Source organism: Palleronia sp., assembly GCF_042089775.1.
Classification (GTDB): domain Bacteria; phylum Pseudomonadota; class Alphaproteobacteria; order Rhodobacterales; family Rhodobacteraceae; genus Palleronia.
Genome location: NZ_JBELKF010000046.1, coordinates 1 through 18,736, shown reverse-complemented (window position 1 = coordinate 18,736; position 18,736 = coordinate 1). Strand labels below are relative to the sequence as shown.

At 64.7% G+C, this 18,736-nt stretch carries 19 protein-coding genes; 10 read left to right on the top strand and 9 right to left on the bottom strand.

Going from position 1 to position 18,736, the window contains the following annotated elements; translation table 11 throughout:
• The 8 genes from fabZ to frr form a co-directional block, all read right to left on the bottom strand.
• Positions 1–461: 3-hydroxyacyl-ACP dehydratase FabZ (gene fabZ, locus ACFDS3_RS12130; RefSeq protein ID WP_375262614.1), on the bottom strand; the 461-nt coding region annotated here is incomplete at its 3' end.
• Positions 462–521: 60 nt separating this feature from the next.
• Positions 522–1,061, bottom strand: a complete 540-nt coding sequence (locus tag ACFDS3_RS12125) for an OmpH family outer membrane protein (RefSeq protein ID WP_375262613.1) — start codon at positions 1,059–1,061, stop codon at positions 522–524.
• A gap of 22 nt (positions 1,062–1,083) precedes the next feature.
• Positions 1,084–3,417, bottom strand: a complete 2,334-nt coding sequence (gene bamA / locus ACFDS3_RS12120) for an outer membrane protein assembly factor BamA (protein ID WP_375262612.1) — start codon at positions 3,415–3,417, stop codon at positions 1,084–1,086.
• Positions 3,418–3,773: 356 nt separating this feature from the next.
• Complete coding sequence (gene rseP, locus ACFDS3_RS12115; protein WP_375262611.1) at positions 3,774–5,105, bottom strand: RIP metalloprotease RseP; 1,332 nt, start codon at positions 5,103–5,105, stop codon at positions 3,774–3,776.
• A 13-nt stretch (positions 5,106–5,118) separates the two neighbouring features.
• On the bottom strand, positions 5,119–6,300 hold the full coding sequence (gene dxr / locus ACFDS3_RS12110; RefSeq protein ID WP_375262610.1) for a 1-deoxy-D-xylulose-5-phosphate reductoisomerase: 1,182 nt from the start codon (positions 6,298–6,300) through the stop codon (positions 5,119–5,121).
• Positions 6,301–6,305: 5 nt separating this feature from the next.
• The gene (locus tag ACFDS3_RS12105) at positions 6,306–7,088 is read right to left on the bottom strand and encodes a phosphatidate cytidylyltransferase (protein WP_375262609.1); all 783 of its coding nucleotides are present in this window, start codon (positions 7,086–7,088) and stop codon (positions 6,306–6,308) included.
• Complete coding sequence (gene uppS, locus ACFDS3_RS12100) at positions 7,085–7,801, bottom strand: polyprenyl diphosphate synthase (RefSeq protein WP_375262608.1); 717 nt, start codon at positions 7,799–7,801, stop codon at positions 7,085–7,087. Before uppS ends, ACFDS3_RS12105 begins: the two co-directional genes overlap by 4 nt.
• A 95-nt stretch (positions 7,802–7,896) precedes the next feature.
• Positions 7,897–8,460: a ribosome recycling factor gene (frr, locus tag ACFDS3_RS12095; protein WP_375262607.1), complete on the bottom strand. Its 564-nt coding sequence runs from the start codon at positions 8,458–8,460 to the stop codon at positions 7,897–7,899.
• A 194-nt stretch (positions 8,461–8,654) separates the two neighbouring features.
• Here frr and ACFDS3_RS12090 point away from each other — a divergent pair, with 194 nt between their 5' ends.
• Positions 8,655–9,251, top strand: a complete 597-nt coding sequence (locus tag ACFDS3_RS12090; protein WP_375262606.1) for a YceI family protein — start codon at positions 8,655–8,657, stop codon at positions 9,249–9,251.
• A gap of 38 nt (positions 9,252–9,289) precedes the next feature.
• Here ACFDS3_RS12090 and pyrH read toward each other — a convergent pair whose 3' ends face one another.
• Positions 9,290–10,021 (bottom strand): UMP kinase, encoded by a 732-nt coding sequence (gene pyrH / locus ACFDS3_RS12085; protein ID WP_375262605.1) that lies wholly within the window; start codon positions 10,019–10,021, stop codon positions 9,290–9,292.
• A gap of 120 nt (positions 10,022–10,141) precedes the next feature.
• Here pyrH and miaA point away from each other — a divergent pair, with 120 nt between their 5' ends.
• From miaA to ACFDS3_RS12040, 9 genes are all read left to right on the top strand, one after another.
• Positions 10,142–10,969, top strand: coding sequence for a tRNA (adenosine(37)-N6)-dimethylallyltransferase MiaA (gene miaA, locus ACFDS3_RS12080; protein ID WP_375262604.1), 828 nt, complete (start codon positions 10,142–10,144; stop codon positions 10,967–10,969).
• A gap of 96 nt (positions 10,970–11,065) precedes the next feature.
• Positions 11,066–11,872, top strand: a complete 807-nt coding sequence (locus ACFDS3_RS12075; protein WP_375262603.1) for an AraC family transcriptional regulator — start codon at positions 11,066–11,068, stop codon at positions 11,870–11,872.
• 130 nt (positions 11,873–12,002) lie between these two features.
• On the top strand, positions 12,003–12,842 hold the full coding sequence (locus ACFDS3_RS12070; protein WP_375262602.1) for a DUF1206 domain-containing protein: 840 nt from the start codon (positions 12,003–12,005) through the stop codon (positions 12,840–12,842).
• Positions 12,843–12,881: 39 nt separating this feature from the next.
• Positions 12,882–13,775: a DMT family transporter gene (locus tag ACFDS3_RS12065; RefSeq protein WP_375262601.1), complete on the top strand. Its 894-nt coding sequence runs from the start codon at positions 12,882–12,884 to the stop codon at positions 13,773–13,775.
• 109 nt (positions 13,776–13,884) lie between these two features.
• A complete protein-coding gene (locus ACFDS3_RS12060; RefSeq protein WP_375262600.1) occupies positions 13,885–15,117 on the top strand; it encodes an OmpP1/FadL family transporter in 1,233 nt (410 codons plus the stop codon).
• A gap of 77 nt (positions 15,118–15,194) precedes the next feature.
• Entirely contained in the window at positions 15,195–16,052 is an 858-nt protein-coding gene (locus ACFDS3_RS12055) for an ATPase (protein WP_375262599.1), read from the top strand.
• Positions 16,053–16,188: 136 nt separating this feature from the next.
• Positions 16,189–17,106 (top strand): homoserine O-succinyltransferase, encoded by a 918-nt coding sequence (gene metA / locus ACFDS3_RS12050; RefSeq protein WP_375262598.1) that lies wholly within the window; start codon positions 16,189–16,191, stop codon positions 17,104–17,106.
• Positions 17,081–18,055 carry an alpha/beta fold hydrolase gene (locus ACFDS3_RS12045; protein WP_375262597.1) on the top strand — a complete coding sequence of 325 codons (975 nt, stop codon included), beginning with the start codon at positions 17,081–17,083 and terminating at the stop codon, positions 18,053–18,055. Before metA ends, ACFDS3_RS12045 begins: the two co-directional genes overlap by 26 nt.
• Positions 18,052–18,669: a TetR/AcrR family transcriptional regulator gene (locus ACFDS3_RS12040; protein WP_375262596.1), complete on the top strand. Its 618-nt coding sequence runs from the start codon at positions 18,052–18,054 to the stop codon at positions 18,667–18,669. The genes ACFDS3_RS12045 and ACFDS3_RS12040 overlap by 4 nt, the downstream gene beginning before the upstream one ends.
• Positions 18,670–18,736: the final 67 nt, after the last annotated feature.

Below are 18,736 nucleotides of genomic sequence, written 5' to 3'. Positions count from 1 at the left end.
GCCGCGTGCTCGTCGGTCGCTTCAGCTCCACCAGTGAATTCGGCCTCGCAGGCAAGCTCTCCGTCCACTTCAGCGCGGCCGGCGAACTTCCACACCTTGCCCCCGCCCCGCTTGGTGGTGATGTGCATCTCGAGCACGTCGCCCGGCACTACCTTGCGGCGGAACTTGGCGCTTTCGATCCCCATGAAATAGACGAGGAATCCAGTATCGGCGAGGTTCTGGCCCACGCCCACCATCACGGCCGCGGTCTGCGCCATCGCCTCGATGATGGTGACGCCCGGCATGATCGGCGCGCCGGGGAAGTGTCCCTGGAAATGCGGCTCGTTGAACGAGACGTTCTTTATCCCCACCGCCGAAGTCGTCCCGTTGATGTCGCGGACCCGGTCCACCAGCAGGAACGGATAGCGGTGCGGGATGATCCGCTGGATCAGGTCGATATCGGCGCTCTGAAGATCGGACATGGGGGCCTCTTTCGGTGTCGCCCCCGGGCTTAACGCGCGCTCCGAAGGGGGGCAAGCACCCTACCGGGCTGTGCCCGGCTCGGCCGTCGCGTCCCCTGCCCCTTCGCCGCCTTCAGGAAGCGCCGCGTCGATGCGAGCAATTGCGCGGTCGGTGATATCCACCCCAGCCCGCGCCGTCAGTACTATGCGCCGATCCAGAAGCACATCCGCACCGATCTCGCCCATCATCTCGGACAGGATCGGAGAAACCCTCCTCACGAACGTCGCGCGAGCCTCTTCCTGGAGATCGGCGAGCGCCCGGGCTTTCGCGTCCTGCTCGGCCCTGAGCCGCCGGACCCTTTCATCAAAGATGCGCGCACGCTCGCGAAATTCGGCCGGGTCCAGTTCGGCTCTGGCGTCGGTGAGTTCCCGCTCTTCCGCGGTCAGCGACGCCTCGATTTCGCGATTCTCAGCGGCGAGCGTGTCACCCCGCGCGTCGATCTGGGATAGCAAACGAGCACCAAAGACGCTCTGGCGGAACATGCGCTCCTGGTCGACCACCGCGACGCCCTGGATCTCCTGGGCGCGCACGGGAAGGGCCGCCGAAATGGCGGCCCCCACGCTTGCCGCGAGAAATCCGCGCCTAGAAGGACGAAGAGAGCGAGACATTGAACGTCCGCGTGTTGTCGTAGTCCTCTGCCGCGAGCGCCTCCGCAAAGTTGAAGCGCAGCGGCCCAAAAGGGGTATCCCAGAACAGCGAGACACCCACGGACGAGCGCAGGATGGCAGAGTCGTCCACCGTCTCGCCGTTCGCACCCTCGGTATTCTCAAGGCCCCAGACCGAGCCTGCGTCGACGAAGACACCCCCGCGGATGCCGTATTCCTCGGGCAGGCCCAGCGGAAAGTCCGCCTCAAGACGGGCGACGGCGTAGTTGTTTCCGCCAAGCGCGTCATCGGTTTCGAGGTCGCGCGGACCGATGCCCAAGGGCTCGAACCCGCGGAGCTGGCTGGTGGACAGAAAGAAGCGGTCCGTCAGACGCACCGAATCCGAGTCTCCGAAGGCCGAGACATTGCCACCCTCGACAACCGCCCGGATGTTGACTTCCTCGTTGAACGCGGTCGTCTGGTAGCCGCCGAACGCCACCGTCTTGATGTAGTTGACGTCCCCGCCCAGTCCGGCGAGATCCTGACCAAAGCGCAGAACGATCCCGCTGTTGGGGTCGATCCCCGACCGGCGCGTGTCGTAACTGTAGGTGTACCCGAGGGCGGAACTGACCGCCGAGTCCTCGTCCGCCGCGATGATCGGCGAGATATCGTCGCCCACATCCTCGATCGTGTCCTCAGCCAACCGGTACCGCACCTGCAGCCGGCCGTTCTCGGACGTTGGGAAGGTTACCGAAGGCCGGATGCCTACCGTGCGAGTGTTGTAGTCCGCCTCGTCGTAGTCCGTCTCGCTATAGAATACGTCGAAGCCGGCGCGCAGATCACGGCCCAGGAAATATGGCTCGCTGAAGCTGAACTCGGCGCTGTTGGCGTTCGTCCCGGTGGTAATGTCGAAGGACAACGTCTGGCCGCGGCCCAGAAAGTTCCGCTCGGTAAACCCGAAGTTCACGCCGAAGCCGGAATCTGTCGAATACGAGCCGCCCAGCGACAGGCTGCCAGTCGGCTGCTCTACGACATCCACGTCGATCACCACCTGGTCGGGCGACGAACCCTCGCGTCCTTCTGCAGTGACATTCGCGAAATAGCCAAGTGCTCGGATCCGTTCGGCCGCGGCCCGGATCTCGCGCGGGTTGAACGGATCGCCCTCGACCGTGCGGAACTGGCGACGGATCACCCGGTCGAGCGTCGTCTGATTGCCCTCGATGTCGATGCGCTCGACAAAGAGCCGTGGCCCCCGCTCGAGAAGGAAGTTGACGTTCAGCTGCAGGGTCTGCGGGTCGCGCGTGATCTGCGGAGTTGCGCGAACGAACGTCATGCCTGCACGGCTCACCCGCTCTTCCAGCCGCTCGGTTGCGGCGTCGATGGCGGCCGGCGTATAGGTCTGCCCCGCGTCGATGCCGATGGCGTCGCGGTATTCTGCAGGATTCAGGCCCGGCACCGTGGTCGTGGTCGTGACCTGTCCGAAGTCCCAGCTCTGACCTTCGGTGATGTTGTACTGAATGAAGAATGCGTCCCGCTCGCGCGCAAACTCCGTCGACACGTTGTTGATCGTGAAGTCGATATACCCGCGCGACATATAGAAATCGCGCAGAAGCTGCTGGTCGAAGCCGACGCGGTCGGCCACGAAAGTATCGCTCTGGATGATCTGGCGCAGAAAGCCCGCTTGCTTGGTTGCCAACGCGCGGCGCAGGCGGCGGTCCGAGAAATCCTGGTTGCCGACGAACGAGATCCGCTCGATCTCGACGATGCCGCCTTCGGCGATCTCGAACACAAGGTCGATGCGATTGTCGGCACGGCGGATGATCCGTGGCGTGACGGTTGCCGCAAGGCGCCCGCGCTGCTCGTAGGCGGCGGCGATGGCGCGCGCATCCTCTTCGGCACGGCTGGGGTTGTAGACCCGGTTCGGGACCGACCCGATTAGGGCGGTCAGCTCTGCGTCATCGAGCCTGCGGTTCCCCTCGAAGCTGATGCGACGCACGGTCGGATACTCGGCCACCTCGACCAGAAGCGTATTGCCCTGTGGCGTGATGGACACGCTTTCGAACAATCCGGCACCCGAAAGGCGCTGGTAAGCGGCGTTCAGCTCCCCAGCGGTGAGGTCACGGCCCTGCGGAATGGCCAGAGTGTTCACCACCGTTGTGGTGTCCACGCGCTCGTTTCCGATGATCTGGATGTCGCTGATCCTGTAGCTCTGCGCCACCGCGACCGAAGTCGTGGCCATCACCATACCCGCGGCAAACCCCGCCAGGACCGTGCCTTGCAGCGCAGAGGCCAGAAGTGCGGTGCGCGCGGAGCGCCCCCTCGTCTCGATCATGCGTCCACCCGTCTAAGACTTCTCAAGACCGTGACTAGCCCGGTTGAGATAGCATGTCAAAACGCCAAGCTGCCCGCTGTGCCCACATGCTCGAGCCGTTGATTTCGGGTCGGAACCGTGTCTTTTCCGTCGCTTCAGAAGGTCAAGATCGCGCCACCGAAGGCCAGCGAGACGCAGATCGCAACCGGAAACAGAAGCCGGCCAAGGGCGACTTCGAGGATCAAGTTGAGGCCACGAGAAGAGTCATTGGCAGTATGGCGCATGCCGAACCCGGGGTTGTGGAATGAATTCCCCGCGTGATTGCCGTCTGATTATGGCCTGAATTTGGCGGTGGCCGAAGATCCGGCGGCGATGGCTCAGGGGCAGAGGAAGTCGTTGCCGATAGCAAACACCATAAGGGTGCCCAACAACGCCAAGCCCACAGCCATCAACAGGTTCAAGGCCTGATCCGACGGCGGCTTGCCGCGAACAGCCTCGTACGCGTGGAACACCAGGTGGCCGCCGTCGAGGATCGGGATCGGAAAGAGGTTCAGGAAGCCGACGGCCGTTGACAGCACCGCGATGAACCACACGAAGCTCAAAGCGCCTGCACTCGCCGCCGCACCGCTGGTTTGCGCGATCCCGATGGGTCCTTGCAGATTACAGGACGAGATCGCGCCCGCCGCGATGTGATAAATGCCGGAGAGGCTCGACTGGATGATGAAGCCGACCTGCTCTACTCCGTAGCCGAGCGCTGTGACCGGGCTCGGAGCGCTCCGCTCTGGTGTGATGTAGAGCGCGCCAGTGATCCCCAGAAGCCACCGCGTTTCAAAGCCGCCCTCGGGCAATGGTAAATCCATGCGCTTCGGCGTCAGCTCGACCGACCGCGTGTCCCCCGTATCCGGCGACCAGACCGTCAGAGTCACCGGTTCTCCGCCGGAATCTCCGACGGCGTCACGCAACTGCGTGAAGGCGAAGACCTCCTTGCCGTTCACCTCGATCAACACCTCGCCGCGTTCGAGGTCCGTTCCGGCCGCAGCCGATTGCGGCGTGATGCTGCCGACGACGGGCGGGTAAGGATATGGCGCCTCGATCTGCATCTCTGCGCCGTTCCGCTCGATCCGGTACGGTAGAGTGGGCTGAACGGGGAGGCCTTCGACGAAGCCGGCAAATTGTGCGACATCGGGTACCGGCTCGCCCATGATGGCCTTGATCCGGTCGCCCACCTGAAGCTCCTGCTCGGCATACGGCAAGGGCTGCACGTCGGCCACCGTCAGCGGATCGCTAGCGACCCCGCGGATCGTCAGCACGAGGGCAAAAACGGCGATGGAGAGCAGGAAGTTGAAAATCGGCCCTGCAGCCACAGTCGCCGCCCGCGCCCACAGCGGCGCGCCGGCCATGGTCGACCGTGAGGCTTCCGCGTCCAGCCCCGGCGTGTCCGCCTGCCCCACGCTGGCCGCGTTTGCGTCGCCGCGGAACTTGACGTAGCCGCCCACGGGGAATGCCGCGATCTGCCACCTGGTGCCGCGGCGGTCCATGCGCGAGAACAGGACCGGTCCCATGCCAATCGAGAACACGTCAGCCTGAATCCCGGACCACCGGCCCACGATGTAGTGTCCATATTCGTGAATGGCCACGATGATGCTGAGAGCTGCGAAAAATGCGACAAGCGTGAACGCCAGCGAGCCGAAATCGGGGATGAACCCCATCGTGGATCCTCCTTCAGACGCCGCCGGACCCGACCGGGACACCAACAAACTCGTCAACCAAGGCACGTGCCTGCGCATCGACAGCCCGTACTATATCAAGCTCCAGCGCCGCCTTTCCAAGGTCATCTGACGACATCTTGACCAGCACCCGTTCGACCAGCGCGGCCATGTCGAGAAATCCGACGCGGCCGGCGATGAAGTGGTCCAGCGCACGCTCCTTCGCACCGTTGAACACGGCGCCGGCAAGGCCCCCTGTCTGCATCACCTCGCGAGCAAGCCGCAGTGCCGGCCAGCGCGTTTCATCCGGGGCGCGGAAGGTCAGGCTGCCGATGGCTGCAAAATCCAGCCGCTCCACCGGGACGTCGCCACGCGCGGGCCAGTTCAGCGCGTAGCCGATCGCGTGGCGCATGTCGTGCGGTCCCACATGTGCGATCAAGCCGCCATCCGCGAAGCCGACAATGGCGTGGACCAGCGATTCCGGATGGACGAGCACCTCGATTCGCTCGGGCTCAATGCCGAAATATTCATGCGCTTCAATCAGTTCCAGCGCTTTGTTGAACATCGATGCGGAGTCGATGGTGATCCGCTGCCCCATGTCCCAGGTCGGATGTGTCGCCGCCTGCGCTGCGGTCGCCGTCGCCAGCCGTTCAATCGGCCAGTCTCGGAACGCCCCGCCGCTGGCGGTGATAAGCAGCCGCTCGACATCTTCGACCCGCTCTCCGTTCAGGGCCTGGAAAACGGCGGAATGCTCGCTGTCCACCGGCAGGATCGTCGCGGCGTGGCGCGCGGCCATCTCCATCATCAGCGGGCCGGCGCAGACGAGGCTCTCCTTGTTCGCGAGCGCCAGCACACCGCCGTGCTGCAGCGCCACCAGACCAGGCTCGAGCCCCGCGGCTCCGAGGATGGCAGACATTGTCCAGTCGGTCGGACGCGCCGCGGCCTCTAGAATGGCCGAACGACCTCCGGAGGCCTCGATCCCGGTGCCTGCCAAGGCCTCGCGCAAGGCCGCCACGTCCTTCTCGTCGGCGCAAACGACGACCTCAGGGCGGAATTCTTTCGCCTGTTCCGCCAGTTTCACGATGTTTCGCCCGCCAGTCAGCGCGACCACGTGGAACGCATCGCGCTGCCGCCCCACGAGGTCGAGCGTCGAGCACCCGATGGAGCCGGTGCTGCCAAAGATGGAAATGCGCCGCATGTGGGTCAGGTAAGCCCCGGCGGGAAACCGATGATGGGCGAAACCAGAAGCAGCGTCACCGAGGCCCCGAGCATGCCGTCGAACCTGTCGAACAGGCCCCCATGCCCCGGCAGCAGCGACGAGCTGTCTTTCACACCGGCGCGCCGCTTCACCGCGGATTCCGCGATATCACCCATCTGCGCAGCCATGGCCAAAGCGATAGAGACCGGCACAACTTCAGGCCCTGCTGCGGTGAACGCGCCAAAGGCACCTCCCACGGCCGCGGCACCGGCCCAACCCGCCAGCGTACCCGACCACGTCTTGTTCGGGCTGACGCGGGGCCAAAGCTTGGGGCCGCCGATCATGCGCCCGAAAAGATACCCGAACACGTCGTTCACGATCACCACGAGCGCGAGCCATAGCATCCACGTGAAGCCGTAGTTCGATCGAAGATAGAACAGCCCCAGACCTGCCAAAAGGATCAGCACGGTGAACAGCGCGAAGCTCACCCGGCGTTTGTTCAGCCAGAGGGCGCCGGCAAACGTCGGTAGCAGGCATATCGGTAGCGCATAGGCAGGTGGCAGCACCTCCGCGAGGAACAGGAGACCGGCCGCACCCAAGCCGAGACCGACCGCCGGCGCCTTGGTGTCCAGCAGCCGGACCAGTTCCCACACCATTACGCCCGAGACAAAGATCGTCAGCGCCGCGAAGGTCAGTCCGCCAAGCCACATGCAGACAAGGCCGATGCCCGCGATGATCGCGCCGACGCCGATGCGCTCCCCAAGATCATTCCAACGTCGTGATGTCATGCGGTCACGGTGCCGAAACGTCGGTCACGGGCCCCGTAGCGCGAAACCGTTTCGGCAAAGAGGTCGGCCGTGAAATCCGGCCACAACGTGTCGATGAACTCGTATTCGGCATAGGCAGACTGCCACAAAAGGAAGTTGGAGATACGCGCCTCGCCGCTGGTGCGGATGACAAGATCGGGATCCGGCAGGACATGGGTGTCAAGAAAACCCGCCAGCGTCGTCTCGTCCACATCCGCAGGCGCAATACGGCCGGCGGCGACCTCGGCGGCAAGGCGGCGCGTCGCGCGCCCGATCTCGTCCCGGCTACCGTAGTTCAGCGCGATCGTTAGGTGCAGGCGATCATTCCGGCTGGTGAGAAGCTCCAGCTTGTCCATAAGCTTGACCAGCTTTGGATCCAGCCTCACACGGTCGCCGATGAAGCGGACGCGCACGTTGTCCGCGTGCAGGTCGCGCGCTTCGGATTCGATGTAGCGCCGGAAAAGGCGCATCAGCCCTGCGACCTCGGTCTGCGTCCGCTTCCAGTTCTCGGTCGAAAAGGCGAAGATGGTCAGGTATTCGACGCCCAGATCCGGGCAGGCCGCAACGATCTCACGTACGCGGCGCGCACCGGCCTGATGGCCGAAGAGACGGGGGCGGCCACGGGCCTGAGCCCACCTACCGTTCCCGTCCATGATGCAGGCGACGTGCCGCGGTCCGCTTTGTCGTTCGGGCATCGGATCCTCCTGACGATCAACGAGACTTAGCCGCATCGGGTCCGTCAGGTCCATTGAAAAACCCCTGATTGAAGACGTCAACGGCACGGAAGCAGTCAAACTTGCATGATTTCCAGCTGTTTCTGCTCGAGCACTTCGTCCACCTTCTTGATGTGCGCGTCCGTCATCTCCTGGATCTCGGTCTGCCACAGCTTCTGGTCGTCCTCGGACATTCCGTTGGACTTCGCCTTCTTCAGCTGGTCCATTCCGTCGCGACGCACGTTGCGGATCGCGATGCGGGCGTTTTCGGCATAGGTGCCGGCGACCTTCGCCAGGTCCTTGCGACGTTCTTCGTTCAGCTCGGGGATCGGCAGCCGGATCGTCATCCCGTCGATGACCGGGTTGATCCCGAGCCCCGAGTTGCGGATCGCCTTCTCGGCCTTGCCGACGAGGGTCTTGTCCCAGACTGTGACCGTCACCATCCGCGGCTCGGGCACGTTCACAGTGCCGACCTGATTGATGGGAGTGAGCTGGCCGTAGGCCTCGACCATGACCGGCTCGACCATCGAGGCAGACGCCCGCCCTGTGCGCAGCGAGGCAAATTCCTGGCGCAGCGCCTGCATCGCGCCGTCCATGCGCCGCTGCAGATCGCCGGTGTCGATCTCAATCTCGTCTGCCATGACCGTCCTCGCGTGGGTAATTCCGTTCGTTCCGCCTATACCCAAGCGGCCAATCGAAGGCCAGCCCCGCCCCGCCCCGCTCTGCGGAGGCGCACAGATCCTGTTGCCGGCGTGAGGCACGCAAGGCATTCTCCGCGCGCGACCGGCCGGCTACGATCCGCCGCACCGCAAACGAATCCTTCGATGGAGTTCACATGACCCGTTTCGCCCTACCCGCCTTCGCGGCTGGCCTCGCCGCGCTGACGGCCACCCACGTGGCGGCCGAGCCGGCCCCCTACACGGTCGACGAGGCCCATAGCGAGATCCTGTTCTCGTGGTCGCATGGCGGCTTCTCGACCACCCGCGGCCTCGTCTTCGACCTCACGGGCGACCTCATGTTCGACGAGGAGGAGCCCGCGAATTCGTCGGTGCAGGTGTCGTTTCCGGCCTCGGCGATGAACGTGACGCCGGGCCTGTTCCAGCACCTGATGACCGACGACTTCTTCGGCAGCGAAGACTCGAGGGTCACCTTCGAAAGCACGTCGATCGAAGTCACGGGCGAGACCGAGGGCAAGATCATCGGCGACCTGACGATCAACGGTCAGACGAAGGAAGTCACGCTCGACGCCGAACTGACCGAGCGGGGTGAGAACCCGATGGGCCAGCCCACCGTCGGATTCGAGGCCGAAACGACCATCCTGCGGAGCGATTACGGCCTTGGTGCCTTCGCGCCATTCGTCAGCGACGAGGTCGCGATCAAGATCGCGCTCGAAGCGCGCCCCGCCGATGAAGGCGAAGCTTCCGGCAACTGACCGCCGCGGGCCATCCCGGCCCGCGGCATCACTGCGCATCAGTCCTGGGTGACGCTGGTGAAGGTACCCTCGCCCGCGAGGATTCCGCGGAAGCCGCCCGGCTCGTCCAGCGAGAAAACGATGATCGGCAGGTTGTTGTCCCGCGCCAGCGCAATGGCCGAGGCGTCCATGACCTTGAGGTGCTTCTGCAGCACGTCGTCATAGGTGATCTTGTCGTAGCGCACCGCGTCGTCGTGCTTTTCGGGGTCCTTGTCGTAGACCCCGTCCACCTTGGTGCCTTTGAAGATCGCCTGGCAGTTCATCTCGGTCGCGCGCAGAACCGCCGCCGTGTCCGTGGTGAAGTACGGGTTGCCGGTTCCCGCGGCGAAGATGCAGACCCGCTTCTTTTCCAGGTGCCGCACGGCGCGGCGGCGGATATAGGGTTCGGCCACTTCGTTCATCGTGATGGCCGAGATCACCCGCGTGTGGATACCCAGCTTCTCCAGCGCGCCCTGCATGGCCAGCGCGTTCATCACCGTGGCGAGCATGCCCATGTAGTCCGCCGTGGTCCGCTCCATCCCTTGGGCCGAACCTTGCAACCCGCGGAAGATGTTGCCGCCGCCGATCACCATGCAGACCTCGACGCCGAGGTCGCGCACCGACTGCACTTCGCGGGCGATCCGCTCGACCGTGGGGGGGTGCAGCCCGAAGTTTTCGCCGCCCATCAGTGCCTCGCCCGAGATCTTCAGAAGCACCCGGTCGTAGCGCCTCGGTTCGTTGGTTTCGGCCATGATTGCATCCCCGCTTTAGCTTGCGCTTCTAATGTCCCAAAAGGTCCCTCGGCACAACTATGGAGAGCCGCGATTCTGACGATAGCCGACGCCGTTGCACGCTGCGCCCATGACCGCCCCGTGCTGGTCGCCGGACCCACCGCCAGTGGCAAGTCCGCGCTCGCGCTCGCCATCGCCGAGGCGCATGGCGGCGTGGTCGTCAATGCCGACGCGCTGCAGGTCTACGCCCGCTGGCGCATCCTGTCCGCACGCCCCACGCCCGAGGATGAGGTCCGCGCGCCCCATGCCCTTTACGGCCACGTCGCCGACACCGCCTATTCCGTCGGCCGCTGGCTGCGCGAGGTCGCCCCCTTGCTCACTGGGCCGCGTCCGATTTTCACTGGTGGAACAGGTCTTTATTTCACGGCTCTCACCCAAGGTCTCAACGAGATTCCCGAGACACCTATGGCCATCCGCGCCGAGGGCGATGCCATCGTCCTGCCCGACCTTCTCGAAGCACTCGACCCTCGCACCCGCGCCCGGCTCGACCCGCAGAACCGCGCCCGCGTCCAGCGTGCGTGGGAGGTGCAGCGCGCCACCGGCCGCCCCCTCGCCGATTGGCAGGACCGGCCGGCGACGCCCCTCCTGCCACTCGCCCGCACGACGCCCTTGCTGGTCCATGCCCCACCCGAAGTGCTGTCCCCCCGGATCGAGCGGCGCTTCACCGCCATGATCGAGGCTGGCGCGTTGGACGAAGCGCGCGCGAACGCCGCCGGTTTCGACCCTGCGCGCCCCGCCGACCGCGCCATCGGAGCGCCCGAGCTCATGGCGCATCTCCGGGACGAGATCCCGCTGGACGAGGCCGCCCGTCGCGCCGTCATCGCCACGCGTCAATACGCAAAGCGCCAGCGCACCTGGTTCCGCGCCCGCATGGGCGATTGGCAGACGGTTGATCCGACGCGCAAATGACACTGCCCCGACAAGACGAGTCGATTTGTCTTGGAGAATCGCCACGCCGCTTTCTAGCCTGAACGCGATCCCGGATTGCTGCCACCGAGGACCGCCATGCTCGACACCATCCGGCCCTCCACCGGCCTAAAGATCGTTTCGCTCGCACAAATCGCCGCCGGCGGACGCTGGCGCACCGAGGCGATGCGCTCCTACGCGCAGCCGGTGCTCTACTGGTTCACCCGCGGACAAGGGCGCATGACCGCACAGGGCGTGACCCGCGGCTACGGCCCCCATAACGTGATCGTCCTGCCCCCAAACACGATGCATGGGTTCGAGGTCTGGGGTGCTGTCCTTGGCCACGCCGTCTTCCTCCCCAAGGGTGCCGCGGACGAAATGCCGGACACCCCGCTCCACCTGCGCATCCGAGATGCGGCTGCGCAGGTGGAGCTGACCCGCCAGATTGAGAACATTCGCGCCGAACTCGACCGCGCCGAACGCCGCTCGGACGTGGCGCTCGGCCACCATGCGGGCCTCCTTGTCGTCTGGCTCGCCCGCCTGGCCGGAGAGGACTGGACCGTCGAGGCCGAGATCGGCGGTCGCAACTGCGAAAGCCTCGCCGGCGCCTATACCGCGCTGCTCGAAGAGCATTTCCGCGGCGGCTACACGGTCTCGAACTACGCCCGCGCGCTTGGCGTCACACCCGCGCACCTCACCCGCTGCTGCCGGAAGGCTTCGGGGCGATCGGCGTCGGACCTGCTGCTGGACCGACTGCATTACGAGGCACGGCGCCTCCTGACCGACACGCGGATGCCGATCAAGCAGGTGGCCGAGACGCTCGGCTTCCGTTCGGCCGCCTATTTCAGCCGCGCCTTCCGTGCCCGCACCGGGCACACCCCGCGCGATTTCCGGCGCCGGGAATAGCCGATCTGGCCGCCCAGAAGACGGACGTCGCAGCCCGCGTGGCGCGCTCTCATCATCATGCTGACACCCCGAAGGGAACGCGCCGCCGCTTTGTGCGCTGTTCCCACGCTGTACAAGGAGGAGCGCGAGAATGGCGGGACAGGGCAATTTCGACTGGGCTGTGCCAGTCATGCGAACAGGATATGCGGGGCGGGCCCTCGTCTATCTGGTCGTGGCGGGGATCTCGCTCTGGGCCATCGTGCATGGCGGCCAGGGGCAAAGTACCTCCAGCGCCTTTGCGCGGCTCGAAACTGCGCCATTCGGAAAGGTGGTGCTCTTTGCCATCTTTGTCGGGATGCTGGCCTATGCGGTCTGGCGATTGCTCGACGCGGCCTTCGACCTCGAAGCCTATGGCAGCGACGGCGAGGGGATTGTCGCGCGCATCGGCATGTGCGTCACGGGCCTCATTCACCTCGCGATCGGGATCGGCGCGCTGCTTCTCGTCTTTACGGCCAGTAGCGGCGGTGGAGAGAGCGGCATCTCGAAAGCGGCGGGAACGGTTCTGAACTGGCCCGGCGGGCGTTGGATACTGGCCGCCATGGGGTTCGCAACGATCGGAGCGGGCTTCTATTACGGCAAGAAGGCCTACAAGCGCGAGTACCGCAAGCATCTCATGGGCAACGAGGTCACGAGGCGCTGGGACTGGCTGCTGCGGCTTGGCGTCCTGTCGCAGGGCTTCGTCGTCACGGTCATCGGGGTCTTCATCGTTTACGCGGCTTGGGTCTACGATTCTCAATCGGCCGGGGGTCTTGGCGATGTGTTCTCATGGCTCTCGGGCCAGCCCTACGGACAGATCCTCGTGGGCCTTCTGGCATTGGGCCTTCTGTGCTTCGCCCTCTTCTGTGCGGTCAACGCGGGCTATCGCATCGTGCCGAAGGCGAGCGACCCCGATATCGAAACCCTGAAAGGCGCCTTCTCCCAGAGCGGCTGACGTCTGGACGCCAGCCGCCGATCTGGTAACCGACTGGCCATGAGCATGTCGGTAGATACTCCTTCGTCAGAGATCCGCCGGGCCGCCATGTGGATGGCCGGCGCGATCTTCAGCTTCTCGACCATGGCCATCGCAGGCCGTGTCGTGTCCTTCGAGCTCGATACGTTCGAATTGATGCTCTATCGCTCGCTGATCGGGATCGTTGTGGTGCTGACCGCAGCAAGGCTGACCGGCGAGACGGCCGCGATCCGAACGAGGCGGATGGGCCTGCACCTCGTCCGCAACGTGTTCCATTTCACCGGCCAAAACCTGTGGTTCTTTGCCATCACCGCGATCCCCCTGGCGCAGGTCTTCGCGCTTGAGTTCACATCGCCGGTCTGGGTGGCCCTTGCCGCGCCGCTGGTGCTGGGAGAGCGCCTGACGCGCACGCGCCTCATCGCGGCCATCGTAGGCTTCGCCGGCATCCTGATCGTCGCGCGTCCCGGCGCTGCGGCAATCGGGCCGGGCCAGATCGCGGCGGCCCTCGCGGCTCTGGGCTTCGCCGGATCCGCCCTCTTCACGAGACGCCTCACCCGGACCGAGAACGTCGTGTCGATCCTGTTCTGGCTGACGATGATGCAGGCTGTTTTGGGGCTGGCCTGTGCCGGGTACGACGGAGAGATCGCCTGGCCCTCGGCCGCATCCTGGCCTTGGCTCGCGCTGATTGCCTGTGCCGGCCTCTCAGCCCATTTTTGCCTGACAACCGCACTGTCCCTTGCGCCAGCCTCGGTCGTCATGCCGATGGACTTCCTGCGCCTTCCCGTGATCGCACTGGTCGGCTGGACGATCTATGCCGAGCCGCTGGACCCCTGGATCCTGGCCGGCGGCGCGGTGATCCTCGGCGCAAACTGGCTGAACGTCCGCCCTCGGACGCAGGGTGTTACAAATACGTGACTCTTCGGGGCCCGTTCCGGGATGTGACGTACCGTCAGAATTGCCGCTCCGGATCCTCCGATCAATCGTTCCCAGAGAACCAGTTTCGATCTCAGGGGAGGAGATCCACATGAAGAAGCTTCTTGCCGGCGCCGCCGTCATGGCGTTGTGCCCGGCCGCCGCGATGGCCGCTGGACTCGATCGGTCGGGCCAGCCCGTGGACATCCTGTTCGAGGACGGCAACTATTTCGAGCTTAGCTTCGGCCGCGTGTTCCCTACCCTTGAGGGTGAGGACGAGCCGCTGGCGGCGGTTGGTTATGCTGGCGGGGCCGAGACCGGCGATGTTTCCGATGACTTCAATCAGGTCGGCGCAGGCGTAAAGTTTCAGGTGTCCGAGCGGCTGTCCTTCGCCTTGGTGGCAGACGAGCCGTATGGCGTGGACGTCTCCTACCCCGGCGACGGCGGCAGTTTCGTGCCGAGCAACCTGCCCGCGCCCTATCCGCCTGTCCTGCCCGTCGCGGCCGAGGACGGGTCGAACAACCTTGGTGGCACCTACGCAAATGTTGACAGCTCTGCCCTGACGGCGTTGGCGCGGTACAAGTTCAACGACAACTTCTCGATCCACGGTGGGCTGCGCTACCAGCGCCTTGAAGCGGCGGTCGGCCTCAGCGGCTTTGCCTACGGTCCGCTTCTCTCGGGCTACACGGTCGACTTTGATCGGGACTACGCCTTCGGATATGCCGTGGGTGCGGCGTACGAGGTGCCCGAGATCGCACTACGGGTTGCCGTCACCTACCTCTCCGAAATCGACCACGAGCTCGACACGATCGAGAACCTCCCCGCCCTCGCCGGCGGAGGCAGCATTTCGTCCGTGACCGAAATCACGACGCCGCAGGCGGTCAACCTCGACTTCCAGACCGGTATCAACCAGCGGACGCTCCTGTTCGGGCAGCTGCGCTATGCCTGGTATAACGACGTCATCGTGTCGCCGCCGTATTTCGACAGCCAGAGCGACGAAGACATCGAAGGCACGAGCCTGACCGAGTTGGAGGACGGCTATTCGCTCGCCCTCGGCGTGGGGCGCGCACTGACGGATCGGCTCTCGGGGTCGGTCACGTTTGGCTATGAGCACGCCAATGACGACGACGACCTCGTCTCGCCGCTGGCTCCGACCAACGGGCAGAAGTCTGTCGGCGTGGGCCTCAGCTACGATGTCAACGAGAGCCTGACGATCGCGGGCGGCGTTCGCTACGTGTGGCTGGGCGACGCCTCGGCCGAAACCGGCACCCCCGACACCGCGCGCGCCAATTTCGAAGACAGCCACGTCGTGGGCGTCGGCATGCAGGTCGGCTACCGCTTCTGATCGGATCGACAGCGAAATCGAAGGCCCCGTACCTGCGGGGCCTTTTCGCGTGTGCGATCCCTCGCTAGAGACGACCTATGATCTACGAAAGCTCGGCCGAGTGGCTGTCCGCCCCCCATAGACGCGTGATGCTGTTCGGCATGTCGGGTCTTGGCAAGACTTACCTGTCGGCGATGCTGCGCGATGCCGGCGCGTGGTTTCACTATTCGGTCGATTACCGGATCGGCACCCGGTACATGGGCGAGCACATCGCTGATAACTTCAAGCGTCATGCCATGCAGGTGCCGCTGCTGCGCGAGCTTCTGATGTCGGACTCGATCTACGTCGGGTCGAACATCACGTTCGAAAACCTCGCGCCGCTCTCGACCTATCTCGGCAAGCCCGGCGATCCTGACAAGGGCGGCCTGCCCTTCGACGAATACATGCTCCGCCAGATGCAGCACCGCGACGCCGAGCAGCTTGCCATGCGCGACACGGGCCAGTTCATCAACAAGGCGCGCGAGATCTATGGCTACGATCACTTCATCTGCGATACCTCCGGGTCAATCTGCGAAGTTGTCGATCCCGAAGACCCCGAGGACCCCTTGCTTGCGCAGCTGGAGAGCACGCTTCTGCTGGTCTGGATCGAAGGCACCGAAGCGCACACCGCCGAACTGGTGCGCCGGTTCGACCGCGCGCCGAAGCCGATGTACTACCAGCCCGAGTTCCTGAACGACGCGTGGTCTGCCTACCTCGACAAAACGAACCAGAGCGCCGAGGCCGTCGATCCCGACGCCTTTATTCGCTGGACCTACGCACGCGCACTAGCGCACCGTCAGCCGCGCTACGCCGCCATGGCGCAGCGCGGCGTCACGGTCACTGCGGACGAGGTCGCGGCCGTCCGCACACCGGCCGATTTCGAAACCATGATCGCGCGCGCCATCGATCGGCGGTAGGCGCGGAGGCGCGGTAACGGCTCGTGGAGGATTATGCGCTACGTCCGTCCCGCGAGCCCGCCATGAGACCACCCGGGCGCTTGCGTCTGAGCCGAAGATCGCCTAATTGACTGCCCCCCGTATCGAGAAGCGCCTCATGCCCATCAAACTGCCCGCCGAGCTGCCCGCCTTCGATGTTCTCAGCCGCGAGGGGATCCAGGTCATGGCCGAGGCCGCGGCCATGCGCCAGGACATCCGGCCGCTGAGGATCGGGCTGCTGAACCTGATGCCGAAGAAGATCCAGACAGAGAACCAGTTCGCCCGGCTGATCGGAGCCGGTCCTTTGCAGATCGACTTTCAGCTGATCCGCATGACGGAGCACCAGACCAAGAACACCGCGGCCGAGCACATGGAAGCGTTCTATCGCCCCTTTCAGGAGGTCAAGGACGAGAAATTCGACGGACTCATCATCACCGGCGCGCCGATCGAGCACCTCGCCTTCGAAGACGTCACCTACTGGGACGAGCTTTCGGAGGTGATGAACTGGACGCAGACCCACGTTCATTCGACCTTCGGCGTCTGTTGGGGCGGCATGGCGATGATTCATCATTTTCATGGCGTGCCAAAGCACCTCCTTCAGGCAAAGCTCTTCGGCTGCTACCGGCATCGCAATCTCGATCCGGCCTCGCCCTACCTGCGCGGTTTTTCGGATGACTGCGTCATGCCGGTCAGCCGCTGGACCGAGATGCGGCAAGAGGACATCGACCGCGCTTACGGGCTAAGGACGCTTCTGACATCTGACGATGCGGGGCCGGCGCTCGTGGAAGACCCGGCGCATCGGGCGCTCTATATCTTCAATCATTTCGAGTATGACGACGACACGCTAAAGCAGGAGTTCGACCGCGACATCGCCGCCGGCGTCACGATCGGTGTGCCATGCAACTACTATCCCAGTGACGATCCGTCGCGGCGACCGCTCAACCGTTGGCGTAGTCACGCGCACCTTCTGTATGGGAACTGGATCAACGAGATTTACCAGTCGACGCCGTATGATATCCAAAAAGTCGGCGCTTAGCGTCTCTTTCCTTCTCCTCGCCGCAGCAGGCTGTCGGACGGTGGTCGATCACCGCATCGACACCCGTACCGCAGAGGCGCGGGAGGCCTACCCGCCGCTCGGCAGCTTCGTCCCAGTTGGAGAGCGTCAGGTCCACTATGTCCAGACGGGCTCCGGGCGCGACCTGGTGCTTATTCATGGCGCCAGCGGCAACGTGCGCGACTGGACTTTCGATTTCGTCGATCGGGTTTCGGACCGTTATCGCGTCACCGTCTTCGATCGGCCCGGTCTCGGCTATACCGACCCCGACCCTGCCTATGCCGGCACCTTCGATGCGCGTGCTGAAGGCCCGGAGGAGCAGGCCGCACTGCTGCATGCGGCGGCCGAGCGCATTGGTATATCGAACCCCATTGTTGTGGGCCATTCCTTTGGCGGCTCGGTGGCCATGGCCTGGGCGCTGAACCACGATCCTGCCGCTGTGGTCATCCTCTCGGGCGCGACGCAGCCTTGGCCCGGTGGGCTTGGCCCCCTTTACACACTGACCGGCACATCGCTTGGCGGAGCGGCCGTGGTGCCGTTGATCTCGGCCTTTGTGCCCCGCGGCCTCGTCAAACGCGCCATCGCTTCGGTCTTCGCGCCGCAGGAGGCGCCGGAGGGGTACGAGGACTACGTGGGGGCGGGTCTGACCCTGCGCGCATCCTCGTTCCGCTCGAACGCACAGCAGGTCAAGACGCTGCGCCCCCACCTGGTCAAGATGTCCAGGCGTTATTCCAACCTTTCTCTTCCCGTCGAAATCGTTCATGGGACTGCAGACGAGGTTGTCCCAATCGACATCCACTCCGAGCGGCTTGTTGAACAGATCGCCGGCGCGCATCTCGAGCGGCTCGACGGTGTGGGCCACATGCCGCATCACGTCATGCCGGATGCCGCCGTCGCCGCCATCGACCGCGCCGCGGCCCGTGCTGAATGAGCAAGCGCGGCTATCATCACGGCAACCTGGCCCAGGCACTCGTCGATGCCGCGCTTGTCCTGATCGAAGAGAAGGGGCCGACCGGCTTCACGGTGTCGGAAGCGGCGAAGCGCGCGGGTGTCACCCCGGCCGCCGTTTATCGACATTTCAGCGGCCGCGAAGAGCTTATCGCGGAGTGTGCACGGCAGGGATACGAAATCTTTGCGGATCGTATGGAGGCTGCGTATGCCTCGGGTCTTCCGTCTGCTCTCAGGGCGTTCTCAGAGACGGGGCGCGCGTATCTCGCTTTTGCGCGCGAACATCCCGGGCATTATGTGGCCATGTTCGAAAGCGGCGTGCCGACCAACCGCTCGACCGCGCTGCGGCAGGTCGCCTCGCGCGCAAATGGCGTTCTGGAGCGTGCGGCGGAGGCTCTGTCGCAGCACATCCCGCCGGAGAAGCGGCCCCCATCCTCGATGTTCGCCAGCCACATCTGGGCGATGAGCCATGGCGTGGTCGAGCTATTTTCGCGCAACTCCCCCGGCGCCAATATTCCGTTTCCGCCCGAGGAATTGCTCGAGAGCGGTATCGGCATCTACCTTCGCGGGCTTGGCCTTATTCCGCCGGATAGCTAAGCGCAAACCTCCGAGATGCCGTAGCGGGTTCTGCGTCGCGCACCGCTCACCCCTTGCCGGATTACCG

Excerpts from the sequence above, each read along its gene's own strand:
- ACFDS3_RS12060 (WP_375262600.1), top strand. The coding sequence starts at position 13,885 with ATGAAGAAGCTTCTTGCCGGCGCCGCCGTCATGGCGTTGTGCCCGGCC.
- ACFDS3_RS12075 (WP_375262603.1), top strand. The coding sequence starts at position 11,066 with ATGCTCGACACCATCCGGCCCTCCACCGGCCTAAAGATCGTTTCGCTC.
- pyrH (WP_375262605.1), bottom strand. The coding sequence starts at position 10,021 with ATGGCCGAAACCAACGAACCGAGGCGCTACGACCGGGTGCTTCTGAAG.
- bamA (WP_375262612.1), bottom strand. The coding sequence starts at position 3,417 with ATGATCGAGACGAGGGGGCGCTCCGCGCGCACCGCACTTCTGGCCTCT.
- metA (WP_375262598.1), top strand. The coding sequence starts at position 16,189 with ATGCCCATCAAACTGCCCGCCGAGCTGCCCGCCTTCGATGTTCTCAGC.
- rseP (WP_375262611.1), bottom strand. The coding sequence starts at position 5,105 with ATGGGGTTCATCCCCGATTTCGGCTCGCTGGCGTTCACGCTTGTCGCA.
- ACFDS3_RS12065 (WP_375262601.1), top strand. The coding sequence starts at position 12,882 with ATGAGCATGTCGGTAGATACTCCTTCGTCAGAGATCCGCCGGGCCGCC.
- ACFDS3_RS12040 (WP_375262596.1), top strand. The coding sequence starts at position 18,052 with ATGAGCAAGCGCGGCTATCATCACGGCAACCTGGCCCAGGCACTCGTC.
- dxr (WP_375262610.1), bottom strand. The coding sequence starts at position 6,300 with ATGCGGCGCATTTCCATCTTTGGCAGCACCGGCTCCATCGGGTGCTCG.
- ACFDS3_RS12070 (WP_375262602.1), top strand. The coding sequence starts at position 12,003 with ATGGCGGGACAGGGCAATTTCGACTGGGCTGTGCCAGTCATGCGAACA.
- ACFDS3_RS12055 (WP_375262599.1), top strand. The coding sequence starts at position 15,195 with ATGATCTACGAAAGCTCGGCCGAGTGGCTGTCCGCCCCCCATAGACGC.
- ACFDS3_RS12045 (WP_375262597.1), top strand. The coding sequence starts at position 17,081 with ATGATATCCAAAAAGTCGGCGCTTAGCGTCTCTTTCCTTCTCCTCGCC.
- frr (WP_375262607.1), bottom strand. The coding sequence starts at position 8,460 with ATGGCAGACGAGATTGAGATCGACACCGGCGATCTGCAGCGGCGCATG.
- ACFDS3_RS12090 (WP_375262606.1), top strand. The coding sequence starts at position 8,655 with ATGACCCGTTTCGCCCTACCCGCCTTCGCGGCTGGCCTCGCCGCGCTG.
- ACFDS3_RS12105 (WP_375262609.1), bottom strand. The coding sequence starts at position 7,088 with ATGACATCACGACGTTGGAATGATCTTGGGGAGCGCATCGGCGTCGGC.
- uppS (WP_375262608.1), bottom strand. The coding sequence starts at position 7,801 with ATGCCCGAACGACAAAGCGGACCGCGGCACGTCGCCTGCATCATGGAC.